Below are 25,244 nucleotides of genomic sequence, written 5' to 3' on the forward strand. Positions count from 1 at the left end.
GTGGATGAATCAGCAAAATGTCCAGGCGCTCTGGCCGCATATCCATTCGCTGACGGTGCTGGCCGCCGCGGGCAGTTTCACGGCTGCCGCGCAGCGGCTCGGCATCAGCAAGGCCGCGATGAGCCAGCGCATCGCCGATCTCGAAAAGGCGGCCGGCGTGCCGCTCGTGCGCCGCACCACGCGCAGCGTGCGGCTCACCGATGCGGGCCAGACGCTGGTCGACAGCACGCGCGACGCGTTCGAGTCGATCGGCCAGCATTTCGCGCGGGTGAAGGATCTCGCCGGCGAGCCGCGCGGGCTGCTGCGCGTCACGGTGCCGGTCGCGCTCGGGCGCCAGCAGGTCGTGCCGCACCTGCCCGATTTCCTGCGCCAGCATCCGGGCGTGCAGATCGAGCTCGATCTGTCGGACCGCCTGCATTCGCTGACGCAGGAGGGCTTCGACCTCGCGATCCGCCATACGACCACAGCGCCGCAGACCCACGTCGCGTGGAAGCTGTGCGACACGCGTTCGCTGCTGGTCGCGAGCCGCGACTATCTCGACGCGCGCGGCGCGCCGCGCCACCCGAGCGAACTCGTCGATCACAGCTGCCTGTGCTACCTGCGCGACAACGAGCCGGCCGCGTGGAGCTTCGAGCCGGACGGCCGCCGGCGCCAGCGCGTGAGCGTGCCGGTGCGCGGCAGTTTCGCGGCGAACAACAGCGAGGCGATGCGCGAGGCCGCGCTCGGCGGGCTCGGCATCGCGCTGCTGCCCGATTTCAGCGCGCGGCGCGATCTCGACGCCGGCCGGCTCGTCGCGCTGCTCGACGGCTGGCGGCCGTCGGGCGCGTTCGGCGATCACATTTTCGCGATTCGTCCGTACAGCCCGGTCGTGCCGAGCGCGGTGCGCGCGCTGGTGCGCCACTTGCGCGAGCGGCTCGCGGGCGGCTTCTCCGGCGCGTGAGCCGGCTGCCGGCTGCCGGCGGGCGCGGGGCCGTGGACGGCCGGGCAGGCGCGGCGGCGCTGCGGTAAAATCGCGGCTTCCTCCCGCGCCGTGTGTGGCGCGTCATTCGAAGGTCGACAGCCGATGCAGATTCACAAGGAAGTGGACGCGCGCGGGCTCAATTGCCCGTTGCCGATCCTGCGTGCCAAGAAAGCGCTTGCCGATATGGAGAGCGGGCAGATCCTCAAGGTGCTCGCGACCGATCCGGGCTCGCAGCGCGATTTCGCCGCGTTCGCGAAGCAGACGGGCAACGAGATCGTCGAATCGACGACGCAGGACAAGACCTTCGTGTTCCTGATGCGTCGCCGCTGAAGGCACGCATCGCGCGTCCCGCGGTGCCGGGCTCCCGGCCGGCCGCGCCTCGGCAGTCGCGCCTGGCCGACCGCCCCAAGCCGGTTGCCCGAAGCCGGTCGCCCCTAACCGGGCGTCCCTAACCGGGCGTCCCTCTCTGACAATTCTTAAACCTCATTGCGTGACCGGCTGCGTATACTGACCCGGCCGGTCGTCCGCTCCCAGCGGAGGCGCCGGCCACGGTACGTCGCACGGCGGGCTCGGGGGCCATGCCTGACGCTACCGTCGTACAACGGGGAGAGGACATGTCCTTCAGACCAGGGACCCTTCGAAGTCCGTCCGGAGCGGAAAGCATCGCGCCCGTGCGCACCTCGGAATTGAGCCGGATCGAGCTCGATCCGCAGCAGGACCGCCACGCGCGTGCCGCGCTGGAGGCGTACGCGGATTCGGCCGCGGCCGAAATGCCGTGGCTGGCCGAGTGGCTCGACGAACGGCTGCGCGACGCCGCGCGGGACGACGGCTCGGGCCCGACCTACTGTGGCGCAACGATCGAACGCGTGTTCGATCTGGCGCAGGCATGGGCGGCGGGCCAGCCCGACTACGCGGCCCATGCGTGGGAGCGCGTGCGCGGCCAGCTGCAGCGGATGCTGGCGCAACCGCCGCTGTCGGAGCCGCCGTCGCCACGGATGCCGACCGACGATTTTGCCGAGCCGGTGGCCGGCATCGCGGGCGCCGATTAGGCGTCCGGTTGCGCAACAGAAAGGATTATTCGAAGAAAGGGCGATAGTCCGCGCAATTTCTTGGCGAATTTCATACTACTATGATGAAATCGCCGGTTCGTCCGTGCCCCGTTTTTGAGATATTTAGCCGGGCTCGCCGGTTTGCGCAGGTGGCGCGAGCGGCGAACGACGGCTCGCTGGCCGGTATCCGCCGCCGCGCGCAGGTTGCGCGGCCGGGGCAGGCGCGGGAGCCGAATGGACGAATCGACTTCGATTTGCGGGGTGCTATGAGAATTGCTGTACTGGATGACGATCCGGCCCAGACGGATTTCGTCAGTCAAACGCTGACGGCCGTTGGCCATACGTGCTATGCGTTCAAGGAAGGCAAGGCCCTGAAGAAGCGCCTGCAGCGCGAGACGTTCGATCTGCTGGTGCTCGACTGGAACGTGCCCGACATGTCCGGCGAGGAAGTGCTCAAGTGGGTGCGCGCCAACCAGACCGAGCACAGCCTGCCGATCATCTTCATGACGAGCCGCGACGACGAGGCGGGGATCACGCAGATCCTCAACGCCGGCGCCGACGATTACGTGGTCAAGCCGGTGTCCGGCCCGATCCTGCGCGCGCGCATCGGTTCGCTGCTGCGCCGCGCGTATCCGGTCAACGCCGAGGCGACCGTCCGCGAATTCGATCAGTTCCGTTTCGACGTGAACCTGAAGCAGGCGTACGTCGGCGACAAGGCCGTGAGCCTCACGCAAAAGGAATTCGAGCTCGCGCTGTTGCTGTTCCAGCATCTGGACCGGCCGCTGTCGCGCGCGCACATTCTCGACCTCGTGTGGAAGCAGGCGACCGACATTCCGTCGCGCACGATGGATACGCACATTTCGATGCTGCGCACGAAGCTCGGCCTGCGGCCCGAGAACGGCTACCGTCTCGCGCCGATCTACGGGTACGGCTACCGGCTCGAACGGGTCGGCCAGGGGGAACCGGAGTGACGACGCGAATCACGCAGCGCACGGTGAACCTGCGCACGGCGGCGCTGCGCGCGGCCTGCGCGGTCGCGTTGGCGTTCGCCGCGCAGCAGGCCGCGGCGCAGCCGCCCGCCGCCGCGGGCAAGACGGTCGTCTATCGCACGCAGGCCGGCGACACGCTGTACGACGTCGCCGCGCGCTATCTGCAGGGCGCGGACGACTGGCAACTGCTCCAGCAGATCAACGGCGTGCCGGCGCCGAAGCGCCTGCAGCCCGGCATCGCGCTGAAGCTGCCGGTCGCGCGCCTGCGCAAGGAAAAGCTCACCGCGCGCGTGATCGCGGTGCAGGGCACGGCCGAGCGTGCGTCCGGCGCGGCTTTCGCGCCGCTCGCGAACGATGCGACGCTCGCCGAAGGCGATCGCGTGCGCACCGGCCCGAACGGCTTCGTGACGATCGAGCTGGCCGACGGCACGCACATGAGCCTGCCGCCCGACAGCCAGCTCGACCTGAAGTCGCTGCGCCGCACGGTGCTGACCGGCACGCTCGATCGCGAGTTCGAACTCACGCGCGGCTCGGTCGACAGCGAAGTCACCCACCTGAAGAAACGCGACGACCGCTTCCAGATCCGCTCGCCGTCGGTCGTGGCCGGCGTGCGCGGCACGCGCTTTCGCGTGAACTACGACGCGGCCGGCACTGCGACGACGCGTGTCGAAGTGCTCGACGGCACCGTCGGCGTCGCGGGCGGCCGGCAGCCGGCCGACGCGACGCTCGTGCATGCGAACTTCGGCAGCGTCGCGACGTCGTCTGGCGCGGTCGGCGCGCCCGTCCAGCTGCTGGGCGCCCCCGCGCTTACGCATCCCGACAAGGTGCAGGACGAGCCCGACGTCGCATTCGACGTCACGCCGCTCGCGCAGGCGCAAGCGTATCGCGTGCAGCTCGCGCACGATGCGGGGCTGCTCGACCTGTTCCGCGAAACGCGCACCGATTCGCCGCGCGCGGTGTTCCGCGACGTGCCGAACGGCAACTACTTCGTGCGGATCGCCGCGATCGATGCGAACGGCCTCGAGGGGCTGCCGCGCACCTATGCGTTCGAACGCCGCGTGATGGGGCTCGACGCGAGCGCGTCGCAGGGCGCGGGCGGTTACGAGTTCCGCTGGTCGCCGAACGGCTCGGGCAAGAATGCGCGTTACCGGTTCGTGCTGTCGCGCTCGAAGGACCTGAGCGCGCCGGTCGTCGACCAGGTCGGCCTGCACGCGCGCCAGATCACCGTCGCGCACCTGCCGCCGGGCGACTATTTCTGGGCCGTGACCGTCGAGGAATTCGAAGGCGGCAAGTTCTACGAGAAGACCAGTCCGGTCAGCGCGTTCACGTTGTCGCGCTGATCCGCGGCGCATGAAACCCGACTCCGTTTCTCCGCGGCGGCACCTCGGCCGCCGCTTCCTGATCGAATGGATCGCGATCGGCTGCCTCGGGATCGCGGTGATTCTCGTGTGCGCGCTCGGCCGCCTGTCGTCGAGCGTCGACGGGCTGATCTACGACCGGCTGCTGATGCTGCGCAGCCTGCCGCTGTCGCCCGACGTGGTCGTCGTCGACATCGACAACCAGAGCGTATCCGCGCTCGGCCGCTGGCCGTGGCCGCGCGACGTGCATGCGCGGCTGCTCGACACGCTTGCGCGCGCGCAGCCGGCCGCGGTCGTCTACGACGTGCTGTTTACCGAACCATCGTCGGAGGATCGTGCGTTCGCGGACGCGATGAGCCGCGTGCCGACCTTCCTGCCCGTGCTGTTGAGCCCGAGCAGGCGGACGGCACGCGCTCCGTCGATCCGCCGGTCGCCGCGCTTGCCGCGCGCGCGACGGGGCTGGGCCATATCAATCTCGAAGTCGATCGCGACGGCATCGTGCGCAGCGTCGCGCTGTTCGAAAGCGACGGCCGCGTGCGCTGGCCGCAACTGATGGTGCCCGTCTATCGCGCGATCCAGGCCGGCCGGCTGCATCCGGTCGGCGGCGTGCCCGGCGCGGACGCGCACGACCTGTCGCGTGATGCGGCGGGCGAGGGCCGCTACCTGATTCCGTTCAGCCGCAATACGCCCGCGTATCCGACGCTGTCGTTCGACGACGTGCTCGAAGGGCGCGTGAAACCCGACGCGTTGCGCGGCAAGATCGTCGTCGTCGGCGTGACGGCGTCCGGGCTGTACGATCGCTTCGCGACGCCGGTGTCCGGCGAGTTCGGCCCGCTCGCCGGCGTGTATATCCATGCCAACGTGCTCGACATGCTGGCGACCGGCAGTGCGATCTCGCCCGCGTCGCCCTTGGGGCTGTTCGTCGCGTCGCTGCTGCCGCTCGCCGTGTTGCTGGGCGGCTTCCTGATGCTGTCGCCGTGGCGTGCGTTGCTGCTGACGCTGAGCCTCGCCGCGCTCGCCGTCGTCGCGAGCCTGGCGCTGCTGTTCGAGGCACGCATCTGGCTGACGCCGGCGCCCGCGATCTTCGGGCTGATCGCCGTCTACCCGATCTGGAATTGGCGGCGGCTGGAAATGACGATGTCGTACCTGCGCCGCGAGCTGCAGAAGCTCGCCGACGAGCCGCACCTGCTGCCCGAGGCGCCGCGCACGCGCAGCGTCGGCGGCGACGTGCTGGAGCGGCAGATGGCGCTGATGGCGCAGGCCGCACAGCGTGTGCAGGACATGAAGCGCTTCGTGTGGGACAGCCTCGACAGCATGCCCGAGCCGATCTTCGTGACCGACCTCGCCGGCACCGTGCTGATCGCCAACCATGCGGCGAAACGCTACGGGTCGCGGCTCGCGCTGCCGCTGCCGGAAGGGCGGCCGCTGCGCACCGCGCTCGGCGAGCTGACGTTCATGAAGACCGTCGACGGCAACGCCGAGCACGACGCGGCGATCCGCGAGCACTGGCCGGCCGTGCTCGACCCGACGCTCGAGGCCGAGCACGACGCGATGGCGCGCGGCATCGAGGTGCGCGATCGCGACGGGCTCGACCATCTGCTACGCTACGCGGCATGTACGAACGCGCAAGGGCGCGTGACCGGCTGGATTGCCGGCCTCGTCGACGTGACCGAGCTGCACGCGGCCGAGCGGCAGCGCGAGGAAGCGCTGCACCGGCTGTCGCACGACATGCGTTCGCCGCAGTCGTCGATCCTCGCACTGGTCGAGATCGAGCGCGACCGCGTCGAAAGCGACGCGATGCGCGGGCTGCTCGCGCGAATCGAGCGCTATGCGCACCGCGCGCTGTCGCTCGCCGACGAGTTCGTGCAACTGGCGCGCGCCGAGTCGCAGGCGTACCAGCTCGAGGTGACGAGCCTCGTCGACGTGCTGATCGACGCGAGCGACGAGGTGTGGCCGCAGGCGCAGGCGAAGCACATCCGCGTGGAGACCGGCGTGGGCACCGACATGTGTTGGGTGCGCGCGGACCGCTCGCTGATCACGCGCGCCTTCGTGAACCTGCTGAACAATGCGGTCAAATACAGTCCGTCCGACACGGTGATCACGTGTACGCTGACGGTCGAGCACGCATCGAAGCGGATGTTCTGTACGATTCGCGATCAGGGGTACGGCATTGCGCCGGAAGATCAGCGGCATCTGTTCGAGCGTTTCAAGCGATTCCATGCCGGCGAGCGGCCCGAAATCTCGGGTTCCGGGCTCGGCATGGCGTTCGTGAAGACGGTCGTCACGCGCCATGGGGGCAGCGTGTCGGTCGACAGCGAAGTGGGTGTCGGCACCGCGGTGACGGTGTCGCTGCCCGCGATCGACGAGCCGTCCGCCTGACAGGGCCGGGCGCGACGGCAGGCATTTGGGGAAAGTCATGAGAAAGCAATGGGCAGCGACCGCGCTGGCGGCGTCGCTGTTGACGGGTTGCGCCGGCGTGACGAGCGGCGTGAGTGCGGTCGGGCAGCCGAATGCGTTTGCATCCGGTGCGCACGGCTACGACTTCGCGCGGACGGCCGCACAGGCGGACGACGCCGAATACCGGCAGATCGAGACGCTCGTGCGCGACGAGCTCGCGCGTCGCGGCTTCGATGCGCAGCCGCTCAAGGACGCGCGTTACCGGCTGTCGATCGCGTACGCGACGCAGCCGGCGGCGGTCGCGGCGAGCGCCGAGCGGTGCGGCGCGGCGAGCAGCGCGTGCGTGACGGTCGACGGGCCCGCGCCGTTCGCGCTGCCGTTCATGGGCCGCGTGTACCGTCACGTGCTGACGCTGCGCTTCGTCGATGCGAAATCGGGCGCCGACGTCTATCGCGTGTCGGCGTCGCTGCGCGATCGCGATCCCGGTACGCAGCAGGCCGCGCCGGCGCTCGTGAAGAGCGCGCTGGCGAAGGTGCCGTTCGGCGACGGCAGCGGCTGGCTGGTCAAGACGAAAAAAGACGACGCGGGCGGCATGCCGGGCGTCGTCTCCGTGAAGCCGGCCGACGCGCGCTGAAGCGGCGGCCGTGAGGTGAGGGCGGGCGCGCCGGAGCGCGCCCTTGCCGCGTTCAGACGGTCGGTTGGGCGCCGTCGCGGGTGCGCAGGTACGTCTCGAATTCCGCACCGACTTCCGGGTGGCGCAGCGCGAATTCGACCGTCGCCTTCAGGTAGCCGAGCTTGCTGCCGCAGTCGTAGCGCGTGCCCTGGTACTTGTAGGCCAGCACCTGCTCGTCGGCGAGCAGCGCCTGGATCGCATCGGTGAGCTGCAGTTCGCCGCCCGCGCCCGGCTTCAGCGCGCGCAGGTGATCGAAGATCCGCGGCTTCAGCACGTAGCGGCCGACCACGCCGAGGTTCGACGGCGCGACTTCCGGCGCCGGCTTCTCGACGATCGCCGACATCTTGACGATCGACTCTTCCCATTCCTTGCCGTCGACGATCCCGTACGACTTCGTCTCCGACGGCGGGATCTCTTCGACGCCGATCACCGAGCTGTGATAGTGGTCGAACACGTCGACCATCTGCTTCATCACCGGCGGGTTGCCGTCGAGCAGATCGTCCGCGAGGATCACCGCGAACGGGTTGTCGGCGACGAGCTTTTCCGCGCACAGCACCGCATGGCCGAGGCCGAGCGCTTCCGGCTGGCGCACGTAGAAGCAGTCGACATGGCTCGGCTTGATGCTGCGCACGAGTTCGAGCAGCTTTTCCTTGCCGCGCGCCTCGAGTTCGGCCTCGACCTCGTACGACTTGTCGAAGTGGTCCTCGATCGCGCGCTTGCTGCGCCCGGTGACGAAGATCATCTCGGTAATGCCGGCCGCGATCGCTTCCTCGACCGCGTACTGGATCAGCGGCTTGTCGACGACCGGCAGCATTTCCTTCGGGCTCGCCTTCGTTGCCGGGAGGAACCGCGTGCCGAGACCGGCAACGGGGAATACCGCCTTGGTGACTTTCAACATGATCGAACCTTTATTCCTGTAATCGACTTGTCAGACGGTCTATGTTCACGTTCGCATTATAGTGAACGCAAATGACCTTACCGTTTGTTACGCAGGCAACCGATCGAGCTGCGCACGCAGTTTTTCGAGCATGCTCTGGAATTCCGCGACGCGTTTCTGCTCCTGTTCGACCACGGCCGGCGGTGCTTTCGCAACGAAAGCCTCGTTGCCGAGCTTCGCGTTGCACTTCGCGATCTCGCCCGTCAGGCGCGTGATTTCCTTCGACAGGCGCTCGCGCTCGGCCGCGACGTCGATTTCCACCTTCAGCACCAGCTTGTTCGGGCCGACGATCGCGATCGGCGCGCCGTGCGCTTGCTGGTCGAGCGCGGCTTCGTCCGCGAGGATCTGCACTTCCGACAGGCGCGCGAGCGCCTGGACGTACGGCGCGAACGAGCGCAGGCGCTCGGCGTCGCCGGCCGCCAGCAGCGGCACCTTGGTCGCGGGCGACAGGTTCATCTCGCCGCGCAGGTTGCGGCACGCGTCGACGATCGCCTTCAGGTCTGCCGCCCACTGCTCGGATGCCTCGTCGAGCTTCTGCAGGTTCGCGACCGGGTACGCCTGCGTCATCAGCGACGCCTCGCCGTCGGCCTTGCCCTGCGGATAGCGGCCGGCGAGCGGCGCGACCTTCTGCCAGAGCGCTTCGGTGATGAACGGGATGACCGGGTGCGCGAGGCGCAGCACCGTTTCCAGCACGCGCAGCAGCGTGCGGCGGGTGGCGCGCTGCTGTTCCGGCGTGCCGTTCTGGATCTGCACCTTCGCGAGTTCGAGATACCAGTCGCAGTACTCGTCCCACACGAACTTGTAGATGCTGCTCGCGATGTTGTCGAAGCGGTAATCGGCGAAACCCTTCGCGATGTCGGCTTCGGTGCGCTGCAAGAGCGACACGATCCAGCGGTCGGCCGCCGAGAAGTCGAGGTAGCCGCCGGGGCCGCAGTCGCCCGCGCCGCACACTTCCGGCTTGTCGTTGCCGCAGTCGTGGCCTTCGCAGTTCATCAGCACGAAGCGCGTCGCGTTCCACAGCTTGTTGCAGAAGTTGCGATAGCCTTCGCAGCGCGCGAGGTCGAAGTTCACGTTGCGGCCGAGCGTCGCCATCGACGCCATCGTGAAGCGCAGCGCGTCGGTGCCGAACGCGGGGATGCCGTCCGGGAATTCCTTGCGCGTCTTCTTCTCGATGGTCGCGGCCTGCTTCGGGTTCATCAGGCCCGTCGTGCGCTTCGCGACCAGCGTGTCGAGGTCGATGCCGTCGACGATGTCGATCGGGTCGAGCGTGTTGCCCTTGCTCTTCGACATCTTCTGGCCTTCCGCGTCGCGCACGAGGCCGTGCACGTAGACGGTATGGAACGGCACCTTGCCGGTGAAGTGCGTCGTCATCATCACCATCCGGGCGACCCAGAAGAAGATGATGTCGAAGCCGGTGACGAGCACCGACGACGGCAGGAAGTGCTGCAGCTCAGGCGTTTCGTTGGGCCAGCCGAGCGACGAGAACGGCACGAGTGCCGACGAGAACCACGTGTCGAGCACGTCCTCGTCGCGCTTGAGCGCGCCTGCATAACCCTTCGCCGCGGCCTGCGCACGCGCTTCTTCCTCGTCGCGCGCGACGAACACCTCGCCGTTCTCGCCGTACCATGCGGGAATCTGGTGACCCCACCACAGCTGGCGCGAGATGCACCAGTCCTGGATGTTCTCGAGCCACTGGTAGTAGGTGGTCGTCCAGTTTTCCGGCACGAACCTGATCTGGCCGCTGCGCACGACGTCGAGCGACGTTTCGGTGATCGACTTGCCCGGGTTGAACGTGCCTTCCGGCGCCGGCTTCGTCATCGCGACGAACCACTGGTCGGTCAGCATCGGTTCGATCACGACGCCCGTGCGGTCGCCGCGCGGCACCATCAGCTTGTGCGGCTTCACCGAGTCGAGGAAGCCCTGCGCGTCGAGGTCGGCCACGATCGCCTTGCGCGCGTCGAAGCGGTCGAGGCCGCGATACTGCTCGGGGCCGTTGTCGTTGATCTTCGCGTCGAGCGTCAGGATCTCGATCGGCGCGAGCTTGTGGCGCAGGCCGACCTGATAGTCGTTGAAGTCGTGCGCGGGCGTGACCTTCACGACGCCGGTGCCGAACTCGCGGTCGACGTAGTCGTCGGCGATCACCGGGATCTCGCGGCCCGTCAGCGGCAGCGTGACGAGCTTGCCGATCAGGTGCGCGTAGCGCTCGTCTTCCGGGTGAACCATCAGCGCGACGTCGCCGAGCATCGTCTCGGGACGCGTGGTGGCGACCGTCAGCGAGCCCGAGCCGTCGACGAGCGGGTAGCGGATGTGCCACAGGTGGCCGTTTTCTTCCTCGCTGACGACTTCGAGATCCGACACGGCGGTCATCAGCACCGGATCCCAGTTGACGAGGCGCTTGCCGCGATAGATCAGGCCCTGTTCATACAGCGTGACGAACACGTCGCGCACGGCGGCCGACATCTTGTCGTCCATCGTGAAGTATTCGCGCGACCAGTCGGTCGACGCGCCGAGGCGGCGCACCTGGCCGGTGATCGTCGAGCCGGACTGCTGCTTCCACTCCCACACGCGCTCGACGAACTTCTCGCGGCCGAGGTCGTGGCGCGACACGCCCTGCGCGTCGAGCTGGCGCTCGACCACGATCTGCGTGGCGATCCCCGCGTGGTCGGTGCCGGGCACCCACAGCGTGTTCTCGCCGAGCATCCGGTGATAGCGGGCGAGGCCGTCCATGATCGTCTGGTTGAACGCGTGGCCCATGTGCAGCGTGCCCGTCACGTTCGGCGGCGGCAACTGGATCGCGAAATCGGGGCGGGCCGGATCGAATGCCGGGGCGGCATAGCCGCGTTTTTCCCACTCCGGCCCCCATTGGGACTCGATGGTATGGGGCTCGAAGCTCTTCGCAAGCGTGTTGTCGCTCATGTTGGAAATCTGCCGAAAAATGCGTGAATTGGATGCCGAATCTGACAATTATAAATGGATGCCCATCGGCCAGCCATCGCCTTGCCGGCGCGGGCCTGTCGGGACGCGGCCGAAACGTGTCCGCAATCCGCTCGCAACATGCAGGCAGCGTGCGACCGAACGGATCGGAAACGGCATCGCGCGGCCGACTTATAATGTCGGGTCCGCATTTTTCTCGCCCGTCAGCTGCCGCTCCATGCCCGATCTGCTCGCCAATCTGAACCCCGAACAACTCGCCGCCGTCACGTTGCCGAACGAACCGGCGCTGATCCTCGCAGGGGCGGGCAGCGGCAAGACCCGCGTGCTGATCACGCGCATCGCGTGGCTGATCCAGCAGGGCTATGCGTCGCCGCCCACCGTGCTCGCCGTCACCTTCACGAACAAGGCCGCGCGCGAGATGATGGCGCGCCTGTCGGCGATGATGCCGATCGACACGCGCGGGATGTGGATCGGCACGTTCCACGGCCTGTGCAACCGGATGCTGCGTACGCACTGGCGCGACGCCGGCCTGCCGCAGACCTTCCAGATCCTCGACACGGCCGACCAGCTGTCCGCGATCAAGCGGTTGATGAAGGCGGCGAACGTCGACGACGAAAAGTACCCGCCGAAGAACGTCCAGTACTTCATCAACAACGCGAAGGAGCAGGGGCTGCGCCCGGACAAGGTCGACGCGACCGACAACTTCAACCGCAAGTTCGTCGAGCTGTACCAGGCGTACGACCAGCAGTGCCAGCGCGAAGGCGTCGTCGATTTCCCCGAGCTGCTGCTGCGCTGCTACGAGCTGCTCGCGTACAACGCGCCGCTGCGCGCGCACTACCAGGCGCGCTTCCGGCACATCCTCGTCGACGAGTTCCAGGACACCAACAAGCTGCAGTACGCGTGGCTCAAGATGCTCGCGGGCGGCGAGAACGCGATCTTCGCGGTCGGCGACGACGACCAGTCGATCTATGCGTTCCGCGGCGCGAACGTCGGCAACATGCGCGATTTCGAAGACGAATTCCGCGTGCGCAACCTGATCAAGCTCGAGCAGAACTACCGTTCGCACGGCAACATCCTCGACGCGGCGAACCAGCTGATCTCGAACAACGCGCACCGCCTCGGCAAGAACCTGCGTACCGATGCTGGCCACGGCGAGCCGGTGCGCGTGTACGAAGCCAGCACCGATTCGCAGGAAGCCGGCTGGATCGTCGAGGAGATCCGTTCGCTGATCAATACCGGGATGGCGCGCAGCGAAGTGGCCGTCCTGTACCGTAGCAACGCGCAATCGCGCTCGATCGAGCACACGCTGATGTCGTCGGGCATTCCATACCGCGTGTACGGCGGCCTGCGCTTTTTCGAGCGACAGGAAGTGAAGCACGCGCTCGCGTACCTGCGCCTGATCGACAACCCGAACGACGACACGGCATTCGCGCGCGTCGTGAACTTCCCGACCCGCGGCATCGGCGCGCGCTCGATCGAGCAACTGGCCGACGCCGCGCGCCTGTACGGCTGCTCGATGGCCGCCGCGATTCCGTACGTGACCGGCAAGGCCGGCACGAGCCTCGGCGGGTTCGCGAACCTGATCGCGAAGATGCGTGCCGACACGCAGCACATGAACCTGCCCGACACCGTCGAACACATCGTGCGCGCGAGCGGCCTCGCCGATTTCTACCAGGGCGAGCGCGAAGGCCAGGATCGCCTCGAAAACCTGCAGGAGCTCGTGAACGCGGCCACCGCGTTCATCGCCGAGGAAGGCTACGGGCTCGACACGCCGGCCCGCTCGATCCCGCTGCGCGCGGGCGCGATCGCAGCGCCCGAGCTCGGCACCGCAACCGACGATCCGGCGGTCGAGGTGCTCGACCCGGCGTCGCCCGCCGACCCGTCACAGAACCCCGACACGATGACGCCGCTCGCCGGCTTCCTGTCGCACGCGTCGCTGGAGGCCGGCGACAATCAGGCGCAGGCCGGCCAGGACGCCGTGCAGCTGATGACGGTGCACGCGGCGAAGGGGCTCGAGTTCTCGGCCGTGTTCATCACGGGCCTCGAGGAGGGGTTGTTCCCGCACGAGAACAGCGTGCTCGAATCGGACGGCCTCGAGGAAGAGCGCCGGCTGATGTACGTCGCGATCACGCGCGCGAAGGAGCGGCTCTACCTGTCGTTCGCGCAAAGCCGGATGCTGCACGGCCAGACCCGCTACAACGTGCGCTCGCGCTTCTTCGACGAACTGCCGGAGCACGTGCTGAAGTGGCTCACGCCGAAGGTCGAGGCCGGGTCGCGCTGGGGCGGGCGTTCGGACAACGCCGGGTACGGGCGCGACTGGTTCGCGCGGCCGGGCGGCGGCAGTCGCGAGCAGATCGTCGATGCGGCCGTGTCCGCGCCGCTGCCCGCGTTCGCGGACAAGCAGCGCGCGGCCGACGCCGGCTTCCGGGTCGGCCAGCAGGTCTTCCACACCAAGTTCGGCGAAGGCACGGTCACCGCGCTCGAAGGCAACGGCACCGATGCGAAGGCGCAGGTGAAGTTCAAGCGCCACGGCGAGAAATGGCTCGCGCTCGCGGTCGCGAAACTGCAGGCGGTGGAATGATGGACGTCGACGTGGTCGTGACGCCTGCCGCCCGTCCGCTCGGCATTCTGGCCGCGCTGCCCGAGGAACTCGGCGACCTGATCGCCGCGATGCGCGCCGACGGCGCGATGAAGACGGTCACGCTCGGCCGCCGCGATTATCACGTCGGCACCGTGCACGGCGCGGCCTGCGTCGTCACGCTCGCGCGGGTCGGCAAGGTCGCGGCCGCCGCGACGGTCAGCGCGCTGATCCACGTGTTCGGCGTGTCGGGCGTGGTGTTCACCGGCGTCGCGGGCGGCGTGTCGCGCACGGTGCGGGTTGGTGACGTCGTCGTGGCCGATACGCTGCTGCAGCACGATCTCGACGCGTCGCCGCTCTTTCCGCGTTACGAGGTGCCCTTGCTCGGCATCACGCGCTTCGCGACCGACGCGGCGCTGACGGCCCGCTTGCGGGCCGCGTGCACGCTGTTCGTCGAGGAGGAGGGCGCTCGGTTCGCCGAGCGCTTCGGGCTCGCCGGCGCGGCGCTGCACGCGGGGCTCGTCATCAGCGGTGACCGGTTCGTGTCGAGCGAGCAGGAGGTCGTCGCGCTGCGCGACGCGCTGCCGGACGCGCTCGCGGTCGAGATGGAAGGCGCGGCGATCGCGCAGGTGTGCGCGGAGCACGACGTGCCGTTCGCGCTCGTGCGCACGATCTCCGATACGGCCGACGATCACGCGACGCAGTCGTTCTCGCACTTCCTGTCGGCGATCGCGAGCAGCTATTCGTCCGGCATCCTCAAGCGCTTCCTGACGCTGCATGCGACGACGGCGGCCTGAAGCCGCCGTCGAACAATTCCCCATTCGAACCAGACGACCGGCCGCAGCGTGCACGCCGCGGCCGGTCGTTCGTCACGCCTTTTTGCGCCGGCTGCTTTCGAGGTTCGGCAGGAACACCGTCAGCACGCCGATCAGCGGCAGGAACGAGCACACCTTGTAGACGAACGGGATGCTCGTCGCATCGGCGAGCTGGCCGAGCACGGCCGCGCCGACGCCGCCCAGGCCGAACGCGAAGCCGAAGAACAGGCCCGCGACCATCCCGACCTTGCCGGGCATCAGCTCGGTCGCATAGACGAGGATCGCGGCGAACGCCGACGCCAGCACGACGCCGATGATCACGGTCAGCACGCTCGTCCAGAACAGGTTCGCGTACGGCAGCAGCATCGTGAACGGCGCGACGCCCAGGATCGACACCCAGATCACGTACTTGCGGCCGATCCGGTCGCCGACGGGCCCGCCGATCAGCGTGCCGGCCGCCACCGCCGCGAGGAACACGAACAGGTGGATCTGCGCGGCCTGCACCGACAGGTGGAACTTGTCGATCAGGTAGAACGTGAAATAGCTGTTGATGCTCGCGAGGTAGAAGTACTTCGAGAACACGAGCAGCACCAGCACGCCGATCGCGGCCATCACGCGGCCACGCGACAGCGTCGGGTGGCCGGCCGACGCGGCCTTCTTCTTCATCGACGGATGCTTCTTGTACCAGTGGCCGATCTGCGTGAGCACGATCATCGCAACGAGCGCGGCAGCCGAGAACCACGCGATGCTGTGCTGGCCGTGCGGAATGATCACGAGCGCGGCGAGCAGCGGCCCGAGCGCGGAGCCGGCATTGCCGCCCACCTGGAACACCGACTGCGCGAGCCCGTGCCGGCCGCCCGACGCCATCCGCGCGACCCGCGACGATTCGGGATGGAACACCGACGAGCCGCAGCCGACGAGCGCGGCGGCCACCAGCAGCATCGGGAAATTCGGCGCGACCGACATCAGCAGCAGCCCCGCGAGCGTGAAGCCCATGCCGACCGGCAGCGAATACGGCTTCGGATGCTTGTCGGTATAGAGGCCCACGAGCGGCTGCAGCAGCGACGCGGTGATCTGGTAAGTGAGCGTGATCAGGCCGATCTGCGCGAACGACAGCGCGAACTGGCTCTTGAGCATCGGATAGATCGCGAGGATCAACGACTGGATCATGTCGTTGAGCATGTGCGAGAAGCTGATCGCGCCGAGCACCGGGTAGATGGTGCGGGCGACGGGCGGTGCGGACGGCTGGGCGGCGGCTGCGCCGGCGGCTCCGGAGTCGAGGCTGGTTTCCATGTGAGCTGATCGAGTTGAGGTGGCTGGCGCGCTCTGTTGGGGATCGGCGCGTTGTCGATTCGTTGATGCGTCAAAGAAGTGTAATGTGGCGTATCGAGAATGTCAGGCCAAGTTTTATCGCGAATCGGACATTCGTGTGACGGATCGGCCGGTGCGTCCTTTTTTGGACGGGTATAACGCTGGCGGCGCGTCCGTCCTTCAGGCGGGCCGCGCCGGGGCCCGGTGCGTGTTTTTCCGGACTCAAGAAACGGCGGTGGCGGCCGTAGAACGACCCAATGACAACAGGCGCGCCGCGCCCCGCACCGGCTACCCGCCGGGCGGGCGCAGGACGCGCGGCATGGCCTGCCATCGCGGGACCGCCGGGACCGACCTTTCCGGCAGCGTGATCCATACGGGGATAGTTCGATGAAAGCAGCATCTTTGCATCCACAGCCCGGTGCGGCCGCCGCCGCACCCGCCGTTGCCGCCGGCCGCGCCGCTCGGCGCACGCGCGCGGCGCGTCGTACGGGTCGGCCGTGGACCGTCAAGGCGACGTTGCGCGCCGCGTTCGCGATCCTGCTGGTCGGCACGCTCGCGATCGGCGTGTTCTCGCTGTGGCAGATCAGCCGGCTGAACGCGTCGATCGCGTCGGTCTACGAGCAGGGCCACGTCGCGAGCCGCGCGGCGGCGGAGGTGCGGGCCGAGGTGTTGCGCGCGAGCCGCGCGCAGAAAATGCTGCTGACCGCGACCACCGCGAAGGAGCGCGACGAACTCGGCGCCGAGGTGAGCGCGGGGCTCGCGTCGATCGGCCAGGCGCTCGCCACGCTGCAGCGCTATGCCGATCCGGCCGATGCCGGCGATTCGGCGCGGCTGCGCGCCTTCTCGACGGCGGTCGGCGCGTGGAGCACGCATCTGCGCGATTTCGTCACGCTGGTGCGCGCCCAGCCGCTCGACTTGTCGCAGATGAACTGGCAGGTCGGCACGCAGGACGTGTCGCTGCTGGTCGAAACCGGCAAGCTCGAAAAACTCGTCGCCGAACTCGTGAAGACGCGTGGCGAGAAGTCGAAGGCGACACTCGATGCGTCCGCCACCATTTTTTCGTCGTCGTTCGCGATGATCGCGGCGATGACGGCCGCGCTGATCGTGCTGGCCGTCGTGATCGCCGAGCGCGTCGTGCGGCGCCTCGCGTCGCAGCTCGGCGGCGAGCCCGCGCTCGCGAAGGAGATTGCCGCGGACATCGCGCGCGGCGACCTGACGCGGCCGATCACGCTCGCCCGCCACGACCGCGACAGCATGGTGCGCGCGCTGGCCGAGATGCAGACGGGGCTCGCGGCCACCGTGGGCGAGATCGCGGTGAGCGCCGAGGCCATCGCGGCCGCGTCCGGCGAAATCTCGACCGGCAACCTCGACCTGTCGCGGCGCACCGAGCAGCAGGCCGTCGCACTCGAGCGCACTGCGGCCAGCATGGAGCAGCTCACGTCGACCGTGCGGCAGAACGCCGAGAACGCGCGGCAGGCGAGCACGCTCGCGGCCAATGCATCGGCGGTCGCGGAGACGGGCGGGGAGGTCGTCGGGCGCGTGGTCGCGACGATGAGCGAGATCGACGACAGCGCGAAGAACATTCGCGACATCATCGGCACGATCGAGGGGATCGCGTTCCAGACCAACATTCTCGCGTTGAACGCGGCGGTCGAGGCCGCGCGCGCCGGCGAGCAGGGGCGCGGCTTCTCGGTGGTCGCCGGTGAGGTGCGGCTGCTCGCACAGCGCTCGGCGACCGCGGCCAAGGAGATTCGGGAACTGATCGGCGCGTCGGTCGAGCGCGTGGCCAACGGCGCGGCGCTCGCGCACGACGCGGGCCGCACGATGGGCGACGTGGTGCGCGCGGTCAAGCGCGTGACCGACATCATCGGCGAGATTTCGGCGGCGTCGGACGAGCAGAGCGCGGGGATCGACGAGATCGGCCGCGCGGTCACGCAGATGGATGCCGGCACCCAGCAGAACGCGGCGCTCGTCGAACAGGCAGCCGCTGCCGCGAACGCGCTCGACGAGCAGGCTCAGGCGCTGAAGGCGCTGGTCGGGCGTTTCCGCATCGCGCACTGAGCATGCGGCACGCCCCGGCGATTACGACTTCTTCTGCTTGTCGGGATCGATGATGACCGTGCAGGTCGTGCCCGCCGACAGCACCACGTCGGCCGGCACTTCGTCGATCTTGATGCGCACCGGCACGCGCTGCGCGAGGCGCACCCAGTTGAAGGTCGGGTTCACGTCGGCAACGAGGTCGCGGCTTTGCGGGTTGTCGCGATCGTAGATACCGCGCGAGATGCTTTCCACGTGGCCCTTCATCACGCCGCCGCTCATCAGTCGCATTTCGGCCGGTGCGCCGATCTTCACGCGCGGCAGCTTGGTTTCCTCGAAGTAGCCGTAGACCCAGAACGAGTGGCTGTCGACGATCGCGAGCTTTGCCTGGCCGGCCACCGCATAGTTGCCCTTGAAGGTCTGCAGGTTCGTGATGTAGCCGTCGACCGGCGCGACGACGCGCGTGCGCTCGAGGTTGAGCTTCGCGGCGTCGAGCGCGGCGAGCGCCTGCTGATACTGCGCGTCGGCGCTCGACGCGCTGTGCGCGGCGTTCTCGCGGTTTTCCTTCGACACGACGAGCGCATCGAGGTCCGCACGGCGGGCCGCGTCGTCGCGGCGCATCTGCAGTTCCGCGCGGCGGGCGGCCACTGCCGCCTGCGCCTGCTCGACCGCGATCTGGTAGTGCGACGGGTCGATCTGCATGATCAGGTCGCCTTTCTTCACGAGCTGGTTGTCATGCACGGGCAGCTCGACGATCGCGCCCGACACGTCCGGCGCGACGTTGACGATCTCGGCGCGCACGCGCCCGTCGCGCGTCCACGGATCATCCATGTAGTGCACCCACAGCGAGCGCCCGATCAGGATCGCGACGAGAAGGATGACGGCGGTCGCGACGAAGCCGAAGAGTTTTCTGAGAATCATGATGGTTCGGAATCAACGGTAAACGGCAAGACTCAGTCCGCCGCAAATGCAGACGAGAAGGCAGGCCCGGAACAGCGACGGGTGCCAGACGAGACGGTAGAGGCCCGTATAGGCGAGCAGGCGGTCGACAGCCCAGGTCGCGATCGCGCCGAGGACGAACATCAGCACCACCGTCGGCATGTAGGCATCGAGAATGGCGATTTCACGCGGCATCATGACGAGGCTCCTGGTTGGGGATGCACGGGGCGGTTGCGGTTGAGCGGCTCGAGCGGCGATTCCGGGTCGAGCAGCGCGGTCCGCACGAAATGCAGGTGGCTCAGGATGCGCTGCAGCCGGTGGCGCTCGTCGCGCGACGGCTCGACCGCATCGAGCGTTTGCCGGGTCGCGTCGATCGCCGCATTGGTCGCGACGAGCGTCGCGTCGAAACGCGCGGCGCTCGGCCGGGTGAACAACGCCGACAGCGCGGTGCGCATCGTGTCGATCGCGCGCCGCCACGGCATCGCCGGCGCATAGCGCGGGTCGGCCGGCAGCGTCGCGAGCTCGTGACGCAGGTCGATCGTCGCGTTGCCGGTTTCGAGCACCGCGAACATCCAGCGCAGCGCGTCGCGCTGCACGTCGGGCTGGTCGGCCGACAGCGTGTGCGCCTGGTACATCAGGTCGCGCGCGCCGCTTTCGAAGCGCGTGCGCAACCCCGCGAGCCGCGCGTGGCCGGCCGCGACGGCCTGGTGGCGCAAGTCCGCGACCAGCCGCTTCTTGTGCCACGGCGCGGTCGGCGGGAACAGCACCGCGAACGCGATCGCCGACGCCAGCATCGCCAGCACGAGCGCGAGCGAATCGTTCATGAAGCTGGTCGGATCGTAGTGCGTGATGTTGTCCGGGCCGGCGAGGAAGCTGAAGAAGATCAGGTAGCCCATCCCGTAGCCGGCGAGCTTCGGCTTCAGCGTCATGAAGATGCCGATCGCGAGCAGCGGCGCCAGCGCGACGCACAGCAGCGGGAAGCCGTCGATGTGCGGATAGATGCCGAACGTCAGCAGGAAGCCCGTGCAGACGGCGAGCGCCGTGCCCATGCCCATCTGCGCGGACATCGCGGTGGGGCGCGGCGTCGACGACGCGAGCGCGCAGGTGGCCGCCGCCGTCAGTGTCATCGTCACGCCGCTCGGCCACGCGGTCTCGATCCAGAACCAGCCGAGCACGAGGATCACGGTCGCGGTGCGAATCGCCGCGATCACCATCGCCGTTGCATTGGTGCGCGGCTCGTAGCGCTCGATCCAGCGTTCGCGTTCGTGCGTCGCGCTCGACAGCGACGCGTAGGTGGCCGCGTATTCGTGCAGGTCGGTGATGAAGCGGTACAGCAGTTCGGCGGCCGTATCGAAGTCGAGCAGCGGAAAGTCCGGCTGCGTTTCGAGCGCCGCGCGCGTCGCGCGGATGCGGCGCGGCAGCGCGTCGCGCCACGCGAGCAGTTGCGTGGCCGCGTGGCCGGCATCGGCCGACGTGCGCACCGGTTCGCCGGCCGGCGTCAGCAGCAGCGGGGCGATCTCGCGAAAGTACGGCTCGATCGCGTCGATCGCGGCCTGCGCGCCGGCCGCATGCAGCCGGTTCATCAACTGGTGCAGCGCATGGAAGCGGCTCGACGCGCTCATGAACTCGCTGTTCAGCCGCGCAAGGCGGCCGCTGCGCATCCGCGTGTCCGGGTCCTCGAACACGGCCATGCTGCGCGCGGCCTCGAACCCGACCACGTCGGCGACGAAGCGCGTGTGAATGGTTTCGATATGCGCGCGGTCGAGCTGGCCCGACAGCGCCGCCGCGACGTAGTCGACGAAGCTGCCGAAGCGCTTGCGTACTGTCGTGCGCATCTGCTCGCCGGTGGTCCGCGGAAACACGAGGGCGCTGACCACGCCGGCCGACACGATCCCGACCATGATTTCGGCCACGCGCGTCATCGCGCTCATGAACGCACCGTCCGGGTGTTGCGACGCGGGCAGCCCGATCAGCGCGGTCGTGTAGCCGGCCAGCAGGAAGCCGTAGCTGCGGAAGTTGCGGTTGCGCGCGGCGCCGGCCGTGCACAGGGCGACCCACAGCGCGACCGCCAGCAGGAACAGCTGCGGCTGCTGCGGGAACAGCCCGACGAAGGTGAGCGTCGCGATCAATCCGAAGATCGTGCCGGCGACGCGATAGAAGCTTTTCGCGAGCACCGCGCCGCTTTGCGGCTGCATCACGATGAACACCGTCGTCATCGCTGTTTTCGGCGCGGGCAGGTCGAGCCGCATCGACACGCCGGTCGCGATGAACGCGGCGAGCAGCGCCTTGAACAGATAGAGCCACGCGGCGCCGTCGGTGCGGGCCCAGTCGCCGAATGCGGCATACCAGGCCGCGAACGGGCCGCCGGCGGGCGTTGAAGCGGGGGAGGAGGCTGACATGGCGACGCTCCGCGTTACCGTGCGGCCGGCACGCCGGACGCGCCGGTGGTAGCGACTTCCGCGGGCCGGGCGACGGCTGCCGCGGGCTTCGTGCCCGATGCGGCGGCGGGCGCGGCAACCGCGGCGGCAGCTTCGTCCTTCGGCACGTCGCTGCCCGTCTCGACTCCACCTCCGAGCGCGGCCATCAGCTGCGCGTGCGCGGCGAGGCGTTCCGCGTCGATGCGGGCGGCCGTCTCCTGCGCGCGCAGCAGTTGCTGCTGCGCGACCAGCACGTTCACGTAATCGGTCAGCCCGCGGCGGAAGCCTTCGCGCGACAGTTGATAGCTGCGATTGTTGGCCGCCACCGAGCGCGCGGCGTCCTTCTTCTGCGTATCGAGCGAGCGGATTCGCACGACCTGGTCGGCGATGTCCTTGAGCGCGCCGACGATCGTCTGGTTGTAGCGCTCGACCGCCTGGTCGTAGCCGGCGTTCGCGGCGCCGAGCTGCGCCCGCAGCCGACCGCCTTCGAAGATCGGCAGCGACAGCGCGGGGCCGGCCGTCCAGCCGCCGTTCATCGCGCGCAGGAAGTCGGTGAACGGCGCGGTCACGCCGAAGCCGCCGACCGTCGCGAGCAGGTCGATGTTCGGGTAGAACGACGCCTTCGCGACGTCGATGCCGCGCGCCTGCGCGTCGACCGTCCAGCGCGCCGCGACGACGTCGGGGCGGCGGCCGAGCAGGTCGGCCGGCATCGCCGACGGCAGGCCGGCCGGCGCATCGAGCGCAAGCTGCGGCCGCTTGATGGTGTCGCCGGCGCCGGGGCCCTTGCCGGCCAGTGCGGCGAGCTGGTGGCGCGCGAGCTGGATCGCCTCTTCGTAGCTGTCGATCTGGCGCTCGTAGTCCGGCAGCGTCGATTCCGCCTGGCTCACGTCGAGCTGCGTGCCGAGGCCGGCCTGCAGCCGCTTGCGCGCGAGATCGGCGAGCGAGCGCTGGCGTTCGAACGTCTCGTGCGCGAGGTCCAGCAGCGCGTAGTTCATCGACATGCCGACATACGCGCGCACCACGTTGACTTCGAGTTCGAGCTTCGCCGCGCGCGCGTCGGCGGCGGTCGCATGCGCGGTGTCGAGCGCCCGCTCGGTCGCGTTCTTGTCCTTGCCCCACAGATCGAGGTGGTACGACAGGCCGAGCGAGCCGGTATTGTTCCAGGTATCGGCGTTCGCGAGCGGCCCCGGGCCGTAGTACACGTTGTCCGGCCAGTGCTGGCGCATCAGCGACAGGTTGCCGTTGATCTGCGGCAGTTCGGCCGAGCGGGCGACGCGCGCCATCGCCTGCGCTTCGCGCACGCGGGCCTCGGCGGCCGCGAGGGTCGGGTTGCCGGCCTGGGCGGCGGCGATCCATGCATCGAGCTGCGGATCGCGGTACGCGCGCCACCAGTCGGCGGCGGGCCAGCCCGCGTCTCGGTCGGCCGCGCGGATGGCCGCGCCGGCGTCGAGTGCGTCCGCTTCGATGCGAGTGGACTGGGTTGTGTTGTCGCCCATGCTCGCGCAACCGGCCATTATTAATGAGACTGCAAGAACCGCCAGTGCGAGCGTCCCTTTTGTCGCCGGAGACTGCACGATTTTCTCCCTTTCGGATATAGATGAGTCGGAGGCGATTATATTTTTCAGTGATTCCTGAATAAACGGACAACGGTGCAAGTCATTTTTACGAATCCTGAGATAATATTTGTTGGACCCTGTGCAACAATCCCTCCGGATTCAAACGGGTAATGGGATGGATACGCTACAAAACATGCGGGTATTCGTCCGCGTGGTGGACGCGGGAAGCTTTACCGCGGCCGCCCAGCAGATGAATTCGACCACCGCCTACGCGTCGCGCGCGGTCTCGGATCTCGAGGCCCACCTGCGCACGCGTCTCCTGAACCGCACGACGCGCCGGATCGCGCTGACCGAGGCGGGCGAGCGCTATCTGCAGCGCTGCGAACAGATCCTCGCTTACGTCGACCAGGCCGAAGCCGAGGCGGGCGACGCGCACGCGCGTCCGTCCGGCAAGCTGAAGGTCCATTGCTTCACGAGCCTCGGCCAGCACTATCTGGTGCCGGCCATTGCGCGCTATCGCGAGCGCTATCCGGACGTGCACGTCGAGCTGACGCTCGCGCAGCGGATGCCCGACCTGCTCGACGAGGGCTACGACGTCGCGATCGTCGTCGGCCGCGATCTGCCCGATTCGGGGCTCGTGTCGCAGCGGCTCGGCGAGAGCTACAGCGTCGTGTGCGCATCGCCGGGCTATGTCGAGTCGCACGGCGTGCCGCAGCGGCCGGCCGATCTCGCGCAGCACGTGTGCCTCGGGATGGTCGCGCCGGGCTTTCACTTCGACGAGTGGGCGCTGGCGGGGCCGAACGGCGACGAGGTCGTGCCGATCACGGCGCCGCCGTTCCGCGTGAACGTCGCGGAGGCGCTCGCGGTGGCCGTGCGGGAGGGGATGGGGGTCGGCGGGCTGCCGCTCTATTCGGCGATCGGCTGGCTGCGCAGCGGGCACATCGTGCGCGTGATGCCCGAGTACCGGTCGCACGTGATGAACATCTATGCGCTGTATCCGTCGCGCCAGTACCTCGACGCCAAAATCCGGACCTGGGTCGATTTCCTGCGCGAAGAGCTGCCGCTCACGCTCGAAGCCGACGAAGCGGCGCTCGAACAGTACACGCGTGCGACATGACCGCGCGGTCGGCCGCCATCTGACGAGATTTGTCCTTCACGCAACATTTTTTTACGAACGTGTGTCAGACAGTTTGATACTGTTGGAATTAACGAGATACACCACACCGGAGTAGCGATGGATACGCACCTGATGATCGGCCTTGGCGTCTTGCTGGGCGCGGCTGCCGCCGCGGCGGCGACCCGCGACCTGCTGCGTGCGATGAAGGCGAAGGCGCAGATGAAGCCCGTGCCGGTCCGCGTGCGCGAGCCGCGCCGCCCCGGCCGCTGATCCTGCCGTCACGCTTCAGACGGGCAACGCCGCGCCACGCGGCTGCCCGGGCCGGCGCTCAGCCGAGCTCGACGACCTTGTCCCACGCGAACGCGGGGTTTTCCCATTCGCCGGTGCGCCGGTGAAGGTAGCCGCGCGGATTGCACACCACGCGCGTGCCGCCGTCCGCCACGTAGTCGAATGACGTATGCGTGTGGCCGTGCAGCCACAGATCCACCGGCGGCCGCACCAGTTCCGCCATGTCCGTGACGAACCCCGCCGACGCCAGATCCTCCGCATAGCGTTCCGCCAGCGAGCGCCGGTGCGGCGCATGATGGGTGACGACGATCGTCTTGCCCGCGAACGGCGCCGCCAGCTGCGTTTCCAGCCATGCACGGCCGCGCCGGTGCAGCGCGATCGCGTCGGCCGGCGCGAAATCCCGTTCCGACACGCCCGCTGCCGCATGCAGGGCCGCATCGTGCGGCCACGTCACCTGGATCAGTCCCTTGAAATCGAGCATCACGCGCAGCGCGGCGTCGATCGTGCGCGCGACGCTGGCTTCGTCCCCGCCGAACAGCGAAAAATCCGCCCAGAGCGTCGTGCCCAGCACGCGAAAGCGTTGGGCGGGATCGACGTAGACGCCGTTGTTCAGGTAATGCACGTTGTCGAGCGCATGCGCCGCGTCGCGCATCGCCGTTTCCAGCGCGCCGAATTCCCCGTCGTAGTACTCGTGGTTGCCCGGCACGTAGACCACCGGCACCGCCGGGTCGAACGTCTCGGCGGCCCAGCGCAGGCCTTCCGCGTGATTGTGGATGTCGCCGGCCAGCACGACGAGATCCGCGTCGGCATGCGGGATCGCGTCGGGCAGGTTGTTTTCGAGATGCAGGTCGGACAGGACGCGGACTTTCACGGGCTTGGCTCCTGAGT

Annotated in this window: 20 protein-coding genes and 1 pseudogene; 13 read left to right on the forward strand and 8 right to left on the reverse strand. The window is 68.4% G+C overall.

What is annotated here, in order from left to right:
* Positions 1-4 precede the first annotated feature (4 nt).
* The 8 genes and pseudogenes from SY91_RS09890 to SY91_RS09920 all read left to right on the forward strand — a co-directional run bounded on the left by SY91_RS09890 (position 5) and on the right by SY91_RS09920 (position 7,388).
* Positions 5-940 carry a LysR family transcriptional regulator gene (locus SY91_RS09890; RefSeq protein WP_011545214.1) on the forward strand — a complete coding sequence of 312 codons (936 nt, stop codon included), beginning with the start codon at positions 5-7 and terminating at the stop codon, positions 938-940.
* A 123-nt stretch (positions 941-1,063) separates the two neighbouring features.
* Positions 1,064-1,291 (forward strand): sulfurtransferase TusA family protein, encoded by a 228-nt coding sequence (locus SY91_RS09895; RefSeq protein ID WP_006402122.1) that lies wholly within the window; start codon positions 1,064-1,066, stop codon positions 1,289-1,291.
* Positions 1,292-1,575: 284 nt separating this feature from the next.
* Positions 1,576-2,010 carry a hypothetical protein gene (locus tag SY91_RS09900; protein ID WP_011545215.1) on the forward strand — a complete coding sequence of 145 codons (435 nt, stop codon included), beginning with the start codon at positions 1,576-1,578 and terminating at the stop codon, positions 2,008-2,010.
* 266 nt (positions 2,011-2,276) lie between these two features.
* On the forward strand, positions 2,277-2,981 hold the full coding sequence (locus SY91_RS09905) for a response regulator transcription factor (RefSeq protein WP_006490421.1): 705 nt from the start codon (positions 2,277-2,279) through the stop codon (positions 2,979-2,981).
* Positions 2,978-4,339 carry a FecR domain-containing protein gene (locus tag SY91_RS09910; protein ID WP_124477971.1) on the forward strand — a complete coding sequence of 454 codons (1,362 nt, stop codon included), beginning with the start codon at positions 2,978-2,980 and terminating at the stop codon, positions 4,337-4,339. The genes SY91_RS09905 and SY91_RS09910 overlap by 4 nt, the downstream gene beginning before the upstream one ends.
* Positions 4,340-4,349: 10 nt before the next feature.
* Positions 4,350-5,209: pseudogene (locus SY91_RS35565) on the forward strand (CHASE2 domain-containing protein); the annotation flags it as partial.
* Between the two features lie 1,152 nt (positions 5,210-6,361).
* The gene (locus SY91_RS35570; RefSeq protein ID WP_409557529.1) at positions 6,362-6,736 is read left to right on the forward strand and encodes a sensor histidine kinase; all 375 of its coding nucleotides are present in this window, start codon (positions 6,362-6,364) and stop codon (positions 6,734-6,736) included.
* Positions 6,737-6,773: 37 nt separating this feature from the next.
* A complete protein-coding gene (locus SY91_RS09920; protein ID WP_011545219.1) occupies positions 6,774-7,388 on the forward strand; it encodes a DUF4136 domain-containing protein in 615 nt (204 codons plus the stop codon).
* 52 nt (positions 7,389-7,440) lie between these two features.
* Here SY91_RS09920 and galU read toward each other — a convergent pair whose 3' ends face one another.
* Together galU and SY91_RS09930 are read right to left on the reverse strand one after the other, a co-directional pair.
* Positions 7,441-8,325, reverse strand: a complete 885-nt coding sequence (galU, locus tag SY91_RS09925; protein ID WP_006476218.1) for a UTP--glucose-1-phosphate uridylyltransferase GalU — start codon at positions 8,323-8,325, stop codon at positions 7,441-7,443.
* An 87-nt stretch (positions 8,326-8,412) separates the two neighbouring features.
* On the reverse strand, positions 8,413-11,280 hold the full coding sequence (locus tag SY91_RS09930; RefSeq protein WP_185920888.1) for a valine--tRNA ligase: 2,868 nt from the start codon (positions 11,278-11,280) through the stop codon (positions 8,413-8,415).
* A gap of 235 nt (positions 11,281-11,515) precedes the next feature.
* On the opposite strand from SY91_RS09930, the gene SY91_RS09935 reads away from it, so the two are divergent.
* Positions 11,516-13,879 carry a UvrD-helicase domain-containing protein gene (locus SY91_RS09935; RefSeq protein WP_124477974.1) on the forward strand — a complete coding sequence of 788 codons (2,364 nt, stop codon included), beginning with the start codon at positions 11,516-11,518 and terminating at the stop codon, positions 13,877-13,879.
* Complete coding sequence (locus SY91_RS09940) at positions 13,876-14,673, forward strand: 5'-methylthioadenosine/adenosylhomocysteine nucleosidase (protein WP_124477975.1); 798 nt, start codon at positions 13,876-13,878, stop codon at positions 14,671-14,673. The genes SY91_RS09935 and SY91_RS09940 overlap by 4 nt, the downstream gene beginning before the upstream one ends.
* A 72-nt stretch (positions 14,674-14,745) precedes the next feature.
* On the opposite strand, the gene SY91_RS09945 is transcribed toward SY91_RS09940, so the two are convergent.
* Positions 14,746-15,984: an MFS transporter gene (locus SY91_RS09945; protein WP_053524010.1), complete on the reverse strand. Its 1,239-nt coding sequence runs from the start codon at positions 15,982-15,984 to the stop codon at positions 14,746-14,748.
* A 405-nt stretch (positions 15,985-16,389) separates the two neighbouring features.
* Between SY91_RS09945 and SY91_RS09950 the strand changes: the two genes are divergently transcribed.
* Positions 16,390-18,063, forward strand: coding sequence for a methyl-accepting chemotaxis protein (locus tag SY91_RS09950; protein WP_185920889.1), 1,674 nt, complete (start codon positions 16,390-16,392; stop codon positions 18,061-18,063).
* 21 nt (positions 18,064-18,084) lie between these two features.
* On the opposite strand, the gene SY91_RS09955 is transcribed toward SY91_RS09950, so the two are convergent.
* The 4 genes from SY91_RS09955 to SY91_RS09970 are packed head-to-tail and all read right to left on the reverse strand — an operon-like array spanning position 18,085 to position 22,969.
* The gene (locus SY91_RS09955) at positions 18,085-18,960 is read right to left on the reverse strand and encodes an HlyD family secretion protein (RefSeq protein WP_006476213.1); all 876 of its coding nucleotides are present in this window, start codon (positions 18,958-18,960) and stop codon (positions 18,085-18,087) included.
* Between the two features lie 12 nt (positions 18,961-18,972).
* On the reverse strand, positions 18,973-19,176 hold the full coding sequence (locus tag SY91_RS09960) for a DUF1656 domain-containing protein (RefSeq protein ID WP_006476212.1): 204 nt from the start codon (positions 19,174-19,176) through the stop codon (positions 18,973-18,975).
* Complete coding sequence (locus SY91_RS09965; RefSeq protein ID WP_185920890.1) at positions 19,173-21,377, reverse strand: FUSC family protein; 2,205 nt, start codon at positions 21,375-21,377, stop codon at positions 19,173-19,175. Before SY91_RS09965 ends, SY91_RS09960 begins: the two co-directional genes overlap by 4 nt.
* A 14-nt stretch (positions 21,378-21,391) precedes the next feature.
* The gene (locus tag SY91_RS09970) at positions 21,392-22,969 is read right to left on the reverse strand and encodes an efflux transporter outer membrane subunit (RefSeq protein WP_185920891.1); all 1,578 of its coding nucleotides are present in this window, start codon (positions 22,967-22,969) and stop codon (positions 21,392-21,394) included.
* A 157-nt stretch (positions 22,970-23,126) separates the two neighbouring features.
* Between SY91_RS09970 and SY91_RS09975 the strand changes: the two genes are divergently transcribed.
* Both SY91_RS09975 and SY91_RS09980 read left to right on the forward strand, forming a co-directional pair.
* A complete protein-coding gene (locus SY91_RS09975) occupies positions 23,127-24,068 on the forward strand; it encodes a LysR family transcriptional regulator (protein ID WP_006485634.1) in 942 nt (313 codons plus the stop codon).
* A gap of 117 nt (positions 24,069-24,185) precedes the next feature.
* The gene (locus SY91_RS09980) at positions 24,186-24,338 is read left to right on the forward strand and encodes a hypothetical protein (protein WP_006476208.1); all 153 of its coding nucleotides are present in this window, start codon (positions 24,186-24,188) and stop codon (positions 24,336-24,338) included.
* 58 nt (positions 24,339-24,396) lie between these two features.
* Here the strand turns inward: SY91_RS09980 and SY91_RS09985 are convergent, their stop codons facing one another.
* Entirely contained in the window at positions 24,397-25,227 is an 831-nt protein-coding gene (locus SY91_RS09985) for a metallophosphoesterase (protein WP_124477978.1), read from the reverse strand.
* Positions 25,228-25,244 lie beyond the last annotated feature (17 nt).

It is taken from the genome of Burkholderia cenocepacia (assembly GCF_014211915.1).
GTDB lineage: Bacteria > Pseudomonadota > Gammaproteobacteria > Burkholderiales > Burkholderiaceae > Burkholderia > Burkholderia orbicola.